This is a genomic window from Flavobacterium sp. ST-158, from assembly GCF_058309975.1.
In genome coordinates this window covers 1-16,183 of record NZ_JBZEEN010000018.1, presented here as the reverse complement: position 1 = coordinate 16,183, position 16,183 = coordinate 1, and the positions used below count along the sequence as shown (strand labels likewise).

Sequence of the window (16,183 nt, the reverse complement as noted above, 5' to 3'; positions counted from 1 at the left end):
TTTTCAAACTTAGGTTTTTGTTGTTTTTTAATTGTTTTTATATGTTTTATCACAAAAGAACCTATATTAGCTATCAAATTTCAAACAAATACTAAAAATATTTATTAATTTAATACTTAGTAATTTTTTAAATGAGCAAGATAAAAGATATAAAATTTGATATAAAATTTAAATATCATTTTTGGTTTTGGACCATTTATTTTATTTTAAATTTCCTTCGTTGGGGTGCCTATTTTAATGATTATGGATATTCATTTAATTCGAACCTAATAGAATTTTCAATACATATTCCATTAGTCTATTTAAACCTCTTTTATTTAGTACCTCGTTTTGTTCTAAAAGGCAAACACATAACCTATGTAACATTATTATTGGTGAGTTTATTTGTGGTTTATTTACTAAAAACGGGACTCACTTACTCATTGATATCAAGCAATATTTGGCCAGAAGCCAACAGAGAATACAAACCATTCGAAATCAATCATATTATTGCAGTTTGTATTGGTGAATTATATGTTCTAGCCATGGCTTCTTCAATTTACCTTACGTTGATATGGTTAAAAGAAAGAGAACGTAATAGAATTCTAAGAGAAGAACAGTTTAAGATTAAATTAAAATACCTAAGAAATCAAATTCAACCTCATTTTTTCTTTAACACCTTAAATAATCTTTATGCGCTTTCACTAGAAAAATCGGACAAAGTACCTGATGTTATTCTTAAGCTTTCCAGTTTAATGGAATATGTACTTTATGGTATTGAAAAAGAAAACTACGCACTATTAATTAATGAAATAAACTATATTCAAAATTATATCGAAATTGAAAAACTTCGTTTTGAAAATACCGAAGTAAGCATCAATATTAATTCTAACATTGACAATGTTAAAGTACCACCACTTTTACTAATTACACTATTGGAAAATGCTTTTAAACATGGAGGTTATAACAACAAAAGCCTAACTATCCGAATTAATTTTCAAATTATCGAAGGAAATATATTGGATTTTGTAGTAATCAATAATTTTGTACATTCACAAAATATTAAACCTACAAACGGAATTGGGTTAGCAAATACACGGAAAAGATTGAAATTAATTTTCAAAAACAATTATATATTGGAACAGAAAATTAAGTTTAATTACCACATTGTTAACCTACAAATCCCTCTTCAAAAATGAAAATCAAATGTGTTATAATAGATGATGAGCCACTCGCTATGAAAGTGATGCAAAATTACTTTAGTAATTTTCCTGACTTTGAAATCGTCTCCACTTTTACAAATTCAATACTCGGTTTAGATTACATCAATAACAATGCTGTTGATGTAATTTTCTTAGACATTAATATGCCCATGATGACTGGATTTGAACTTGTGAAATTAATTGAAAACAAGAGTAAAATAAAAATTATTATTACTACTGCTTTTAGAGAGTTTGCTGCCGAAAGTTATGATTTGGATGTTTTAGACTATTTGGTAAAACCTATCCCATTACCAAGATTTATAAAGTGTATCAATAAAATTATGACTGAAATAAATTTTAAAAGCAATCTTAAAATTGAAAACTTCAGAGCAGAGCCGCACATATTTCTTAAGGTTGATAAAAAAATGGTAAAAATCTTTATTGATGATATCCTGTTTATTGAAGGAATGAAAGAGTACATCAAAGTGGTTACAACCGACAAGACTTATATTACACACAGATCATTAACATCATTATCAGAAGAATTACCAGAAGATCAATTTGTTCGCATTCATAAATCATATACCATTGCTTTAAATAAGATTAAATTTATAGAAGGAAACAGAATTCAAATCAAGAATTTTACTTTACCCATTGGAAGAAACTATAGTAAAGATGTAAAAAGTAGAATTCTAGAATAAAAAACTAACTTAACTCCTAAGACTTCACGTTTTCATATCATTTTAAGCCGTTTATATACAAAAAAATGTCGTTCATGTTTTTATTCATGTGTTATGAATAAATTATTTTTTAGTTGTACACTAAAGTGATACATTTACGGCCATCTAAAAACTAAAAACCAAAAACTGTTTAAAATTATGAATTCTGAAAATTCACAAACTAAATGGGGACAATTTATTTCCCTAGTAACCGTATTTTTTTTCTGGGGATTTGTTGGCTCTGCCAATGATATTTTGATTCCTGTATTTAAAAAAGTATTTACCTTATCTCAAGTACAGTCCCAACTAGTGGCTTGGGCATTTTATGCTGCTTATTTTGTAGGTTCGATTATTTTTTTCCTGATTTCGTTAAAATCAGATGTATTACAAAAATTTGGATACAAAAAAACCTTGGCAGCCGGTTTAATTCTTTCTGCTTTTGGATCTTTTCTATTTGTTCCTGCTGCAACTATGGAAAGCTTTCCTTTCTTTCTAACAGCATTATTTACCGTAGGTTTAGGGTTCTCAATCCAACAAATTGTAGCCAATCCATTAGCTATTAAAATGGGAAGCCCTACAACTGGAGCACACCGTTTAACATTAGCTGGAGGTGTAAATTCATTTGGAACCACCATTGGAGCCATTTTGCTAGGAATTGCGTTATTTGGGATGGGCGATAATAAAAGAACCGCACTTTCATTGGAAGACATCAAACTCCCTTTTATAATTCTAGGGTTTGCATTCATCGCTGTAGCAATATTTATGTTGGTGTCAAAAATAGAAGATCCTGTAAAACAAGAAGAAGCTAAAATAGAACACGGACATAAAAATTTTAACATTTTAGATTATCCTCAACTTTACCTCGGAATGCTAGCAATTTTTATATATGTTGGAACCGAAGTTACTATTATCAGTAACCTTCCTGCTTTATTAAAAACAGCCGAGTTTGGTAATATTCTAGAAGAAGCAATTCCTCCGTTTATTGCTTTATATTGGGGAAGTTTGATGATTGGTCGTTGGAACGGAGGAGTTAATGTTTTTGATACTTCAAAAGCAACCAATATGTTGCTAAAATTTATAGTTCCTGCTATAGCATTTGGAGTAATCATTTTTACCAATATTTTTGCAGAACACAATGTATCTGCTTTCTACATTTACCCAATTTGGATTTTAATTTTCATATTAATCAGTTTTATTGGAGGAAAAAATGCTGGAAAAACATTGATGCTTTTTGGCATTTCTGGTTTGGTTATGATGCTCATCGGATTGGTTTATCCGGACAGAGAAATTGCTAAATTTTTCTTTATTTCTGGAGGATTATTTTTATCCATTATGTGGCCGTCTATTTTTGATTTAGCCATTGCAGGTTTAGGAAAAAATACAGGAAAGGCTTCTTCTTTCTTAATCATGATGATTTTAGGAGGCGGTGTTATTCCTTTAGTACAAGGAAGCATCTGCGATTTTGATTTAACAAGCCCTGAAGGAATTATGGGAATTTCCTGGACGCATTTTTCTTATATCATCCCACTATTAGGTTTTGCATATTTGGCTTTTTATGGATTTTATTGCCCTAAAATCCTTAAAAAACAAGGAATTGTTCATATTGAAACCGAAGGAGGAGGACATTAAAAAAAATACTTATAAATAACAAAGCCGTTAAATTAATTTAACGGCTTTGTTATTTTTATATCTACCATCACATTTAAAACGCAATTGTTCTATAAATTAATTTTTAAAAAATATATTTGTTCAAAATTAAAAAAATGAAAAGACAACTACTCCTACTCCTTTCCATATTCTTTTTTATTGCTTCTTGTGGCGTTAAGCAAACTAGAAACTTACTCACTTCGGGAAATTATGATGAAGCTATTGATAATGCTCTCTATAATTTGCGTTCCAACAAAGACAAAAAAGGCAATCAAGAGTATATTTACTTACTGGAAGAAGCTTTTTATAAAGCGAAAGAAAGAGATTTAAATTCGTTGAATTTACTAGAACAAGAAAAAAATCCAGCCAACCTAGAAAGAATTTACAATACCTATGTTCAACTAGACAATCGTCAAGAAAAAATTAAACCTTTACTTCCATTAAAACTCCTTAAAGAAGGAAAAAATGCTAAATTTTCATTTGACAATTACAACAAACAAATTGTAGACAGCAAACTAGCTTTGTCTAAATACCTGTATGCAAACAGTCAAGCTTTATTAAAATCTACTAACAAAATGGATATTAGAAAAGCTTATGACGATTTAGAATACTTAAACCAAATTAATCCGAATTACCAAAACACTTTACAGCTACAACAAGAAGCCTTAAATAAAGGAAGATATTATGTAAATGTAGTTTTGCAAAATCAAACAAATACAATAATTCCCATTGCTTTACAAAATGATTTATTGGATTTCAATACTTTTGGAATGAACGATAAATGGACCGTTTACCAAAATACTCCACAAAAAAGTTTCAAATATGATTACCAAATTATCGTTAATTTCAGAGCCATCAATATTACGCCTGAACAAATCAAAGAGAAAGAATTTGTCAAAGAAAAAATAATTAAAGATGGTTTAAAGGATCTTTTAGACAAGAACGGAAAACCAGTAAAAGATAGTCTTGGCAAAGTCATTAAAGTAGATAATTTAAAAAAGATTGTAATTCGAATTCGTGAATTCAACCAATACAAAGCTTGCCAAATTACCGCTAATGTAGATTACATTGATTATAAAAACAAACAGCTTTTACAATCTTTCCCATTAACATCTCAATCTACTTTCAAAAACGATTATGCTACCTACAAAGGAGATAAAAGAGCAACGGAAGAATCGTACTACCCTTATTTTTCTAGAAAATTACTTCCTTTTCCTAGCAATGAACAAATGGTTTATAACACTGGAGAGGATTTAAAAGCCCAATTAAAACGAATTCTAATGAATAATAAATTCTAAACTAGAAAATAATATATTAAATTTCAATTGTTTGACATAAAACTCAAATGTTAAAATATTTTATAAAAGCCTGTGCAGTTTAAAAAATATGTGTACTTTTGCATCAATGAATTACAAAAGTGTACATATTACCACATTGTCACGGATAGACAAAGCTATTACTTCGCCCGAAGTACGGATACTTGCTTAGTATCTAAATACTTTCGTCTTATTATATTCATTATTTTTTATCAGTACCGAAATTGAAATTAGAACCGTTATCCGTTGGATTAACAAATCCCGAAAACAAAATTTTATTCATTTTATATTCCTACATTTTTTCTTGTTGGGTTTATTATGTTAATTTTGCAATCAATTTCAAAAAAGGTTCTTTATTAAATTTTAATTATTTTACATTTTTTAACCCAAAATTCATCTTTTGAAATGAATATCTCTATTGTTATAGCTCAGGAAGAACATTTTAAGTACGCACAAATTATTTGCGATACGATAGAAGCGTCTGCCCTATTGAGAGGAACCGGAATAGCAAAAAGAACTCCCGAATATGTCCAGAAAAAAATGGAAAAAAGGGATGCCGTTATCGCTTTGGATAAAAATGGTGACTTTGCAGGTTTCTGCTATATCGAAAGTTGGCAACACGGACAATTTGTTGCCCATTCAGGATTAATTGTACATCCCGATTTTAGAAATTTAGGCTTAGCCAAAAAAATAAAAACCTTTGTATTTGATTATTCCTTAAAAAAATATCCTGGAGCTAAAGTTTTTGGTATTACTACAGGATTAGCGGTTATGAAAATTAATTCCGATTTAGGATACAAACCAGTTCCTTTTTCTGAGTTGACAAATGATCCTACTTTTTGGTCAGGTTGTAAAACCTGTACTAATTTTGAAATTTTAAAAAGTAAAGATTACAAAATGTGTTTGTGTACAGGAATGTTATATGATCCTGCCGAAAAACCTAAAGACCCACCTAAACATCCATTCAATGTTAGGATTTGGAATCGTTTAAAAAAAATAAAACAAGCTTTGTTTTTAGAAAATAAAGACGAATATGTCAAATTATTTAAAAAATTAAATCTAATCAGCTAAAAGCCAAAAAGCCGATAGCATATATAATAGTTACATAAAAATGAAAAAAGTTGTATTAGCTTATAGTGGAGGTTTAGACACCTCATATTGCCTTAAATATCTAAAAAATGAAAAAGGATATGAAGTTCACACCGTATTAATTAATACAGGAGGTTTTGATGATGCCGAATTGAAAGCTATCGAAGACAGAGCGTATGAATTAGGTAGTGCTAAACATGCTAACCTTACTATCTTAGATAAATATTACGATAAAGCTATCAAGTATTTAATCTTTGGTAACGTATTAAAAAACAATACATACCCACTTTCAGTAAGTGCTGAACGTGTTTTTCAGGCCATTGAAGCTATAAAATATGCAAAATCTGTAGGTGCCAGTGCAATTGCTCATGGTAGTACAGGTGCTGGTAACGACCAAATTCGTTTTGATTTGATTTTCCAAACCTTAGCTCCAGAAATTGAAATCATCACTCCTATCCGTGACTTGAAATTATCGCGTCAAGAAGAAGTAGATTACCTTTCTAAAAACGGAGTTCACTATTCTTGGGAAAAAGCACAATATTCTATCAACAAAGGTCTTTGGGGAACTTCTGTTGGAGGAAAGGAAACATTGACTTCTGGACAACCATTACCTAGCGAAGCATATCCTTCTCAATTACAAAAAGAAGGAGAAGAAAAAGTTACCTTGGAATTCAAAAAAGGAGAATTAGTAGCTGTAAACGGTGTTGCTGACAAACCTTCAAACAACATTGTTGTTCTTGAAAAATTAGCTAACGCTTATGCTATTGGTAGAGATATTCACGTAGGTGATACTATTATTGGAATTAAAGGAAGAGTTGGTTTTGAAGCTGCTGCTCCATTAATTATTATCAAAGCACACCATTTATTAGAGAAACACACGCTAGGAAAATGGCAACAATACTGGAAAGAACAACTAGGAAACTGGTACGGAATGTTATTCCATGAAGGACAATTTTTAGATCCTGTAATGCGTAACATTGAGACTTTCCTGGAAGATACTCAAAAAACAGTAAATGGAACTGTAACAGTTTCATTGAAACCGTATCATTTTTCGTTAGACGGAATCGAATCAGAAAATGATTTAATGAACACAGGTTTCGGTCAATACGGTGAAATGAATAATGCCTGGACATCAGAAGATGCGAAAGGATTTATCAAAATTTTGGGTAATGCTCAAAACATCTTTTCATCTGTAAACAATGAAATTTACGAATAAAAAGGGTTTACCACAAAGCTCGTTAAGAAGGCACAAAGCGCACTAAGCTTTGTAAACTTTGTGCCTACTTTGAGTCTTTCGTGGTTAATTTTATATACTATTTACAACCATATTAGAAATGAAGCTTAATAACCTTAATTTCTTAATGGTTCAATAAAAAAATAAAGATTATGATTAATGTTGGAATAATAGGAGGATCAGGATACACAGCAGGAGAATTAATTAGAATATTAATGTTTCACCCCAATGCTAAATTGGATTTTGTGTATAGTACTACCAATGCCGGAAAACCACTTTCTGTTGCACACCAGGATTTAATGGGTGATATAGAAATGAATTTTACTGACACTATCAATCCTAACGTAGATGTACTTTTCTTGTGTTTAGGACACGGGAAATCAATTTCGTTCTTAGAGAACAACACATTCTCTGACAACACTAAAATCATCGATTTAGGAAATGATTTCCGCTTAACAAAAGATAAAAATTTCGACGGAAAAACATTTGTGTACGGCTTGCCTGAACTAAACAAAACCGATATTAAGAATACCAAATACATTGCAAATCCAGGTTGTTTTGCTACAGCAATCCAATTGGCTTTATTACCATTAGCAGCTGATGGATTATTGACTGAAGATGTGCATATCAATGCTACAACAGGAAGTACAGGAGCTGGAGTTAGTTTATCTGCTACATCACATTTTAGTTGGAGAAACAACAACTTCTCTCATTACAAAGCTTTTGAGCACCAACATTTGGGAGAAATCAATCAAAGTATTAATCAATTGCAGGCTTCTTATAGTGACGAATTAATTTTTGTTCCAAACAGAGGCGATTTTCCAAGAGGGATTTTTGCAACCTTATATACAAAATCAGAAGAAAGCTTAGAAAATTTGGTTGCCAAATACGAAGCTTTTTATGCTGATCAACCGTTTGTAACCGTTACAACTACTAACATCAACATGAAGCAGGTAGTTCAAACCAACAAATGTATTATTAGTTTATTGAAAAAAGGAAACCGGGTTTTAATAACATCTGTTATTGATAATTTACTCAAAGGCGCCTCTGGTCAGGCCGTTCAAAACATGAATTTGATGTTTGGCTTGGACGAGACTACAGGATTGCATTTGAAACCTTGTGGATTCTAAAAACAATTAAAAGATTGAAGGATTTAATAATTTAAAAATTAGTAAATCTTATTCATTTAAAATTCATTCAGATACAAGAATGAATCTTTAAATCATTCAATTTTTAAATCTTTAAATTAAAACAAAATGAACTTATTTGACGTTTACCCATTATACCCTATTACCCCTGTAAAAGCATTAGATTGTACGATTACAGATGATAAAGGAATTGAATATTTAGATTTATACTCTGGTCACGGAGTAATTTCTATTGGTCACACCCAACCGGATTATGTGGCCAAAGTAAAAGCACAACTGGATAATTTGAGTTTTTACTCGAATGCAATTCAGAATCCATTACAAGTGGAATTAGCTGAGAAATTAGGAAAAGCTTCTGGCTTAACTGATTTCAGCTTGTTTTTATGTAGCTCTGGGGCTGAAGCCAATGAAAATGCTTTAAAAGTAGCTTCTTTTCACACCAATAAATCAAGAGTAATTGCTTTTGATAATTCATTTCACGGAAGAACTTCGGCGGCCGTTGCGGTTACGGATAACAAAAAAATTGTAGCGCCAATCAATGCACAACAAGTAGTTACTTTCCTACCATTGAACCAAATCGAATTGGTTGAAGCGGAATTACAAAAAGGAGATGTTTGTGCCGTTATCATCGAGCCTATTCAGGGTGTTGGTGGTTTAGACCAGGGAACAACCGAATTTTTCCAAGCATTAGAAAAAGCTTGCGCAGCGAATGATGTTGTTCTGATTTTAGACGAAGTACAATCAGGTTACGGAAGAAGCGGAAAGTTTTTTGCTTTTCAACATCACGGAATCAACCCAGACATTGTAACTACAGCTAAAGGAATGGGGAACGGTTTCCCTATTGGAGGCGTTTTAATTTCTCCTAAATTCCAGGCAAGTTATGGTTTGTTAGGAACCACTTTTGGAGGAAGCCACCTAGCCTGTGCAGCAGGAATTGCTGTGCTGGATGTAATGGAAGCTAAAAACTTAATGGCAAATGCTAAAGAAGTAGAAGCTTATTTCCTTGAAGCGATTAAAGTAATTCCTGAAATCAAACAGGTAAAAGGAAGAGGATTGATGTTAGGAGTCGAATTTGACTTTGACGTGAGTGCTCTGAGAAAGAAAATGATTATTGAAAAACATATTTTTACAGGAGGTGCCAATAATAAAAATTTATTGAGAATCCTTCCTCCCCTGACGATTACTAAGGAAGCGATTGATACTTTTATCGTTGCTCTACAGGAATCCCTAGCGGAATTAAAATAATATAAATCCATAACCTTTGTTGAATTTAAAAATTGAACAAAGGTTTTTGAATAATTTTACAACACATGAATACCTTACTTCCAATTGAAAAAAGAAACGCTGTACTAAGTACTATGGCGACACTTTTAGAACAAGAAAGAGAAACTTTAAAAATCATCAATCAGCAGGATTTAGCCAATTATAATGGTGAAGATTTAGCGATGGAAAAAAGGCTTCTTGTAGATGATGCTAAAGTAGACGGAATGATACTTTCAGTTCAACAATTGGCAAGTCAGGAAGATCCTGTTGGGCAGGTTCGTTATGAATTCACGCATGACAATGGCATGAGAATCAGCAATAAAACAGCTGCTTTCGGAACGATTTTAATTATTTATGAGTCTCGCCCGGATGTAACTGTCGAAGCGGGTGGTATTGCTTTTAAATCAGGAAATAAAATTTTATTGAAAGGAGGAAAAGAGTCTTTACTTTCTAATCAAAAGATTGTGAGCCTTTGGCACCAGGCTTTAGAAAGCAATGGCGTAAGCACGGATTGGGTTGAATATTTGAATTACGACCGTGTACAAACCCAAGCTTTCCTAGAAAAACCAACACAAAGAGTAGATTTAATCGTCCCTCGTGGTGGAGAAAAACTGATTGAATTCACTAAAAAACACGCAAGTTGTCCTGTAATTGTAAGTGGTCGTGGAAACAATTTTGTATATGTAAATGCTGATGCCGATTTAAACAAAGCGATGAACATTATTATTAATGGAAAAACCTCAAACATATCAGTTTGCAATGCTTTAGATAAAGTTTTAATTGATACTAATTTACCAAATTGGGAAGCATTTGCAAAACAATTAGTAAGTGAATTAGAGAAATTTAAAGTGACTGTTTTGGGTGATAATTCTGTTGCTAAAGCAACCGGGATTCAGGCCATCGAAAACGATTTGATTTGGTACGAAGAATTTTTAGATTACAAAATTGTCATTGGAACAGTAAATTCTAACTCCGAAGCTATTGCTAAAATCAACAAATACTGTGGTGGCCATTCAGCTTCTATTATTACTGAAGACCAAGCTACCGCACAGGAATTCATGGAAAACATTGATGCTTCATCCGTATACCACAATGCATCTACACGATTTACTGATGGAGGACAATTTGGTTTAGGTGGAGAATTAGCTATTAGTACTGATAAATTACACCAACGCGGACCTATTGGGTTACAGCATTTGGTTACTAATAAATGGTATATTTACGGCGAAGGACAGATTAGATAAAGATTGAAGAATTCAAAGATGAAAAGATTAAAAGATTAAAATTGGAATATCTAATTTTTAAATTCTTAAATCTTTAAATCTTTAAATCTAAAACCATGGCAAAAAAAAGAATACTATTAAAATTAGGTAGCAATACCTTAACCAAAGAAACCAATCATATTTCCAGAGGAAAGATTGAAGATATTGGAATGCAAATAGCTGCTTTGAATGATGAATACGAATTTATCATTGTAAGTTCTGGCGCTATTGCTGCTGCCAAGCAATTTGTAAAATTAGATAATAATGACAAAGATGTTTTTGTAAAACAGGCTTTGGCTTCTATTGGACAACCTCATTTAATGCGGATTTACAATGAGAATTTTAAAGATTTAGGATTACATACCTCACAATGTTTGTTATCCTATTCTGATTTCGAAAAAGATCAAACTAAAATAAATATCGTAAATACCATAAACGTATTAGTTAAAAATAATTACATCCCTATCATCAACGAAAACGATACGGTGTCAACAGATGAGATTAAATTTGGAGACAATGATAAATTAGCAGCTCTAACTGCTGTTTTATTAAATGTTGATATTTTGATCATTGCAACTAATACTAATGGAATTTATACCAAAGCATCCATAAAATCCGCAATACCAGAAACAATCACTAATGTAACGGATTTGGAATTACTTACACAAGAAATTGGCGATTCTAAATCTTCTCATGGTACTGGCGGAATGCAATCTAAAATTGAAGCTGCAGCCATTGCTAAAGCTGGAAAAATAGAAACGTGGATCGTCAATGGATTACAAGATAATTTTATTTTAAATGCATTAAATAACACAATTCCTTTTACTAAAATCGTATAGACATGAACTATATCTCCATAAAAAACATCGACAGCTTACCACAATGGGTTGATGCAGCACTTAAAATCAAAAAAAAGCCACTTAAAAACAAGAAATTAGGGAAACACAAAACCCTAGGAATGCTGTTTTTTAATCCTAGTTTAAGAACGCGTTTGAGTACTCAAAAAGCGGCTATCAATTTAGGGATGAACGTTATGGTAATGAACTTTACTAACGAAGGTTGGACTTTAGAATTTGAAGACGGAGCTATCATGAATAAAGGTGCTTCTGAACACATTAAAGAAGCTGCTGAAGTTATTTCGCAATATTGTGATATCATTGCTATCAGAGCTTTTGCTGGATTAGTAGACAAAGAAAAAGACAATGCTGAGACTGTTTTATCTGGATTTTTAAAGCATGCTACTGTGCCTATTGTAAACATGGAAGGCTGTACGGGACACCCATTACAAGCCTTAGCTGATGCTATTACAATGGAAGAATTCAAAACACCTCACAGACCTAAAGTTGTTTTGTCATGGGCACCACATCCTAGAGCTTTGCCTCAGGCTGTTGCTAATTCATTTGTGGAAATGATGCAATTGCAAGATGCAGATTTTGTAATTACACATCCAGAAGGATACGAATTGAATCCTGAAATTACTAAAGACTCTAAAATAGAATACGACCAAAATAAAGCATTTGAAAATGCTGATTTTGTTTATGTAAAAAACTGGAGTAATTATAATGATTACGGACAAATATTAAACTCTGATCCAGAATGGACAGTTACTGCCGAAAAAATGGCTTTAACAAACAATGGTAAATTCATGCACTGTTTGCCCGTAAGAAGAAATGTAATTGTAGCTGACGAAGTAATTGACAGCGAAAATTCATTAGTAATCGAGCAAGCTAACAACAGAACCTATGCTGCGCAATTAGTATTACAAAAAATATTAGAAAATGGAATTTAAGAAAAAAGTAACGCTCGTTAAAATTGGAGGAAATGTAATTGATAATCCAACAGAATTAGCGCAATTTTTAGCTGATTTTTCTAAAATTGAAGGCTATAAAGTATTGGTTCACGGAGGAGGAAAATCGGCAACAAAAATGGCACAAAGTGTGGGCTTAACACCTACAATGGTTGATGGTCGTCGTATTACTGATGCGCCCATGCTAGACATAGCCGTAATGATTTATGCTGGGGAAATTAATAAAAAAGTAGTCGCACAATTGCAAGCACATAATTGCAATGCGGTGGGTTTTTCAGGAGCTGATGGAAATTTAATCTTATCTGAAAAAAGAAACCATCCCACTATCGATTATGGTTTTGTAGGTGATGTAAAAAAAGTGAACACCTCTTTGTTGCAAAAAATAATTGGATTAGACATCACTCCTGTTTTTTGCGCCATTACACACGATAAAAACGGACAATTATTAAATACCAATGCCGATACTATTGCCAGTGAATTAGCCATCGGTTTATCGGAGGTTTTTGATGTTACTTTAAATTATTGCTTTGAAAAACCAGGTGTTTTATATGATGCCGAGGATGATTCATCAGTAATTGCACAAATAGATAGTAATTTGTATGCTAAATTAAAAGAGGAAGGCGCTATCCATTCCGGAATGATTCCTAAATTAGACAATTGCTTCAATAGCTTGTCTAAAGGAGTACAAAAAATCAAAATTGGCCAACACCAAATGTTGAAAAACGACGATACCATTTGTACAACCATACAATTATAAACTGCAGCTGTTAGTTTCCATCATGAAAAAACAACAGACTAAGTTTGAAAATTAGAAGTAAAATTCTAAAAAACTCCAAAGAGTACCACTCTAACGGAAAAACAAAAAACAATGAAAAACATCGAAACACTTACTCAAGAAGCAATTAATTTATTAAAAAATCTAATTGAAACCCCTTCGTTTTCTAGCGAAGAAGATCAAACGGCTCTTTTAATAGAAAATTGGTTTAACCAAAACGAAATACCTTTCAAGAGAGAGAACAACAATGTTTGGGCATTCAATAAGCATTTTGACAAAAACAAACCTACTATACTTTTAAATTCCCATCACGATACCGTAAGACCTAATCAGGCCTATACTAAAGATCCTTTCAAAGCGATTGTCGAAGATGGAAAATTATACGGATTAGGAAGCAATGATGCCGGAGGCTGTTTAGTGTCCTTAATTGCTACGTTTACTCATTTTTATGCTAACGAAAATTTACCATATAACATAGTAATTGTCGCTTCTGCCGAAGAAGAAAGCAGTGGTAAAAATGGTTTAAACAGCGTTTTAAAACACTTACCAGAACTAGAATGTGCTATCGTGGGCGAACCTACTTTAATGCAGTTAGCAGTAGCCGAAAAAGGTTTATTAGTTCTGGACATCAAAGTAAAAGGAACTGCCAGTCATGCAGCTCACAACAATCCTGACAATCCTATTTACAATACTTTGGCTGTAATCGAATGGTTTAAAAACTACAGTTTCGACAAAATTTCTGAAGTACTAGGCCCTGTAAAAATGACCGTAACCCAAATCAACGCTGGAAAACAACACAATGTAGTGCCTTCTGAATGTGATTTAGTAGTGGATATTCGTGTCAATGATTGCTACAACAATACTGAAATTTTAAAAACAGTACGAGACAATATAAACGCCGAAGTAAATCCGCGCTCTATGCACCTAAACGCTTCTTCTATTCCGGTAAATCACGGTTTAGTACAAGCAGGAATTGCGTTGGGCCGGACCACTTACGGTTCTCCTACCCTTTCGGACCAATCGGTTTTAAGCTGTAAATCATTAAAATTAGGACCAGGAGACAGTTTACGTTCGCACTCCGCTGATGAATTTATATATTTGAACGAAATTGAAGAAGGAATCGATTTGTATATTAAAATACTAGGCGATTTTTTTAAAAATATTTAGAAGCCATTCCCGCTATCCGCTTCAATCTTTTATTTTTTAAAGAAAAAAACAAAAGGATTTTCGCTACTATCGGGGCTAAAAAAATAAAACTTTGCGAATCTCTGAGACAACTCAGTGAATCTCTGCGATATAAAAATACAGAATTATGAAACTTTGGGAAAAAGGAATACCAACAGATAAACAAATCGACTTATTTACTGTAGGAAACGATAGAGAATTAGATTTAATTTTAGCCAAACATGATGTAACCGGAAATATCGCTCAGGCAAAAATGCTTGCTAAAATTGGCTTAATCACCAATCAGGAATGCGAAGATTTACTGGGTGCATTGGCAGAAATTCAGGAAGATATCAAAGCTGGAAATTTCACCATCGAAGATTCATTTGAAGACGTACATTCAAAAGTAGAATATTTACTGACCCAAAAAGTAGGCGATGCCGGAAAAAAAATCCACACAGCCCGTTCCCGTAACGATCAGGTTTTAGTGGATATGAACCTGTACTTAAAAGAAGAAGTATTGCAATTAAAGCAACAGGTCAAAGCACTTTTTGATTTATTAATGACTTCTGCCGAAAAATATCAAAATATCTTATTACCAGGCTATACGCATTTACAAATTGCAATGCCAAGTTCTTTTGGAATGTGGTTTTCAGCTTATGCTGAAAGTTTAATTGACGATATGAGTATGCTGAATGCGGCTTTGAAAGTAGTCGATCAAAATCCTTTAGGTTCGGCTGCAGGATATGGTAGTTCCTTCCCTATTGACCGAACTTTTACCACAAAGGAAATGGGATTCAGTACACTAAAATACAATTCGGTTGCGGCACAAATGAGTCGTGGAAAATCAGAGAAAACAGTTGCTTTTGCTATGGCTAGTGTAGCAGGAACGCTTGCTAAATTTGCCTATGATGTTTGTTTGTACATGAGTCAGAATTTTGATTTTATTGGTTTACCAGCCAATTTAACAACGGGTTCAAGCATCATGCCTCACAAGAAAAATCCAGATGTATTTGAATTAATTCGTGGAAAATGCAACAAGATTCAGGCCTTACCTTATGAGTTAACTTTAATAACGAATAACCTGCCAAGCGGTTATCACAGGGATTTACAACTTTTAAAAGAAGGTGTATTTCCTGCTATTCAAAATTTAAAAGCCTGTTTGGATATTGCTATTTTCTCCATACCGGATATTAAAGTAAAAGAAAATATTTTAGAAGATAAAAAATACGATTATTTGTTTACGGTAGACACTTTGAACGAAATGGTTACAGCTGGAATTCCATTCAGAGACGCTTATAAAGAAGTAGCTTTGCAAATTGAAGCCGGAAATTACCAATCGCCAAAAGCGACTAAACATACTCATGAAGGTAGTATCAACAATCTTTGTTTGAAAGAGATCAAAGAAAAGATGAATTGCACTTTTTAAAATAAAATTCATTTTAATACAAAAGCCACGAATTCAATAATTTAAATAATATAATTCTTGAATTCGTGGCTTTGGACATGCTAACTTAGCCATCACAGAAAGTTAAGAAATAATCTTAATTTTAACCTATGAAACAAGTCCGCAAAATT

Annotated in this window: 14 protein-coding genes; all 14 read left to right on the top strand. The window is 32.6% G+C overall.

The genetic code is table 11. The features are described from left to right. Window positions 1-131 precede the first annotated feature (131 nt). Window positions 132-1,178 carry a sensor histidine kinase gene (locus AC4FRF_RS17150; RefSeq protein ID WP_491161465.1) on the top strand — a complete coding sequence of 349 codons (1,047 nt, stop codon included), beginning with the start codon at window positions 132-134 and terminating at the stop codon, window positions 1,176-1,178. Further along, window positions 1,175-1,882: a LytR/AlgR family response regulator transcription factor gene (locus AC4FRF_RS17145; RefSeq protein WP_491161463.1), complete on the top strand. Its 708-nt coding sequence runs from the start codon at window positions 1,175-1,177 to the stop codon at window positions 1,880-1,882. Before AC4FRF_RS17150 ends, AC4FRF_RS17145 begins: the two co-directional genes overlap by 4 nt. Window positions 1,883-2,059: 177 nt before the next feature. Continuing rightward, window positions 2,060-3,529: an MFS transporter gene (locus tag AC4FRF_RS17140; protein WP_491161461.1), complete on the top strand. Its 1,470-nt coding sequence runs from the start codon at window positions 2,060-2,062 to the stop codon at window positions 3,527-3,529. 134 nt (window positions 3,530-3,663) lie between these two features. Beyond that, entirely contained in the window at window positions 3,664-4,845 is a 1,182-nt protein-coding gene (locus AC4FRF_RS17135) for a hypothetical protein (RefSeq protein WP_491161459.1), read from the top strand. A 423-nt stretch (window positions 4,846-5,268) separates the two neighbouring features. Further along, window positions 5,269-5,934 (top strand): GNAT family N-acetyltransferase, encoded by a 666-nt coding sequence (locus AC4FRF_RS17130; protein ID WP_491161458.1) that lies wholly within the window; start codon window positions 5,269-5,271, stop codon window positions 5,932-5,934. A 40-nt stretch (window positions 5,935-5,974) separates the two neighbouring features. Further along, entirely contained in the window at window positions 5,975-7,168 is a 1,194-nt protein-coding gene (locus tag AC4FRF_RS17125) for an argininosuccinate synthase (RefSeq protein ID WP_491161456.1), read from the top strand. Window positions 7,169-7,338: 170 nt separating this feature from the next. Then, entirely contained in the window at window positions 7,339-8,316 is a 978-nt protein-coding gene (argC, locus tag AC4FRF_RS17120) for an N-acetyl-gamma-glutamyl-phosphate reductase (protein ID WP_491161455.1), read from the top strand. A gap of 126 nt (window positions 8,317-8,442) precedes the next feature. Continuing rightward, window positions 8,443-9,579, top strand: coding sequence for an aspartate aminotransferase family protein (locus tag AC4FRF_RS17115; protein ID WP_408079131.1), 1,137 nt, complete (start codon window positions 8,443-8,445; stop codon window positions 9,577-9,579). A gap of 65 nt (window positions 9,580-9,644) precedes the next feature. Next, window positions 9,645-10,841 (top strand): glutamate-5-semialdehyde dehydrogenase, encoded by a 1,197-nt coding sequence (locus AC4FRF_RS17110; protein WP_491161453.1) that lies wholly within the window; start codon window positions 9,645-9,647, stop codon window positions 10,839-10,841. Window positions 10,842-10,936: 95 nt separating this feature from the next. Then, window positions 10,937-11,698 carry a glutamate 5-kinase gene (gene proB / locus AC4FRF_RS17105; protein ID WP_491161452.1) on the top strand — a complete coding sequence of 254 codons (762 nt, stop codon included), beginning with the start codon at window positions 10,937-10,939 and terminating at the stop codon, window positions 11,696-11,698. Window positions 11,699-11,700: 2 nt separating this feature from the next. Then, window positions 11,701-12,648 carry an N-acetylornithine carbamoyltransferase gene (locus tag AC4FRF_RS17100; protein WP_491161450.1) on the top strand — a complete coding sequence of 316 codons (948 nt, stop codon included), beginning with the start codon at window positions 11,701-11,703 and terminating at the stop codon, window positions 12,646-12,648. Next, entirely contained in the window at window positions 12,638-13,423 is a 786-nt protein-coding gene (gene argB / locus AC4FRF_RS17095) for an acetylglutamate kinase (RefSeq protein WP_491161448.1), read from the top strand. The genes AC4FRF_RS17100 and argB overlap by 11 nt, the downstream gene beginning before the upstream one ends. A gap of 111 nt (window positions 13,424-13,534) precedes the next feature. Then, entirely contained in the window at window positions 13,535-14,608 is a 1,074-nt protein-coding gene (locus tag AC4FRF_RS17090; RefSeq protein ID WP_491161446.1) for a M20 family metallo-hydrolase, read from the top strand. A gap of 145 nt (window positions 14,609-14,753) precedes the next feature. After that, complete coding sequence (gene argH / locus AC4FRF_RS17085; protein WP_491161444.1) at window positions 14,754-16,034, top strand: argininosuccinate lyase; 1,281 nt, start codon at window positions 14,754-14,756, stop codon at window positions 16,032-16,034. Window positions 16,035-16,183: the final 149 nt, after the last annotated feature.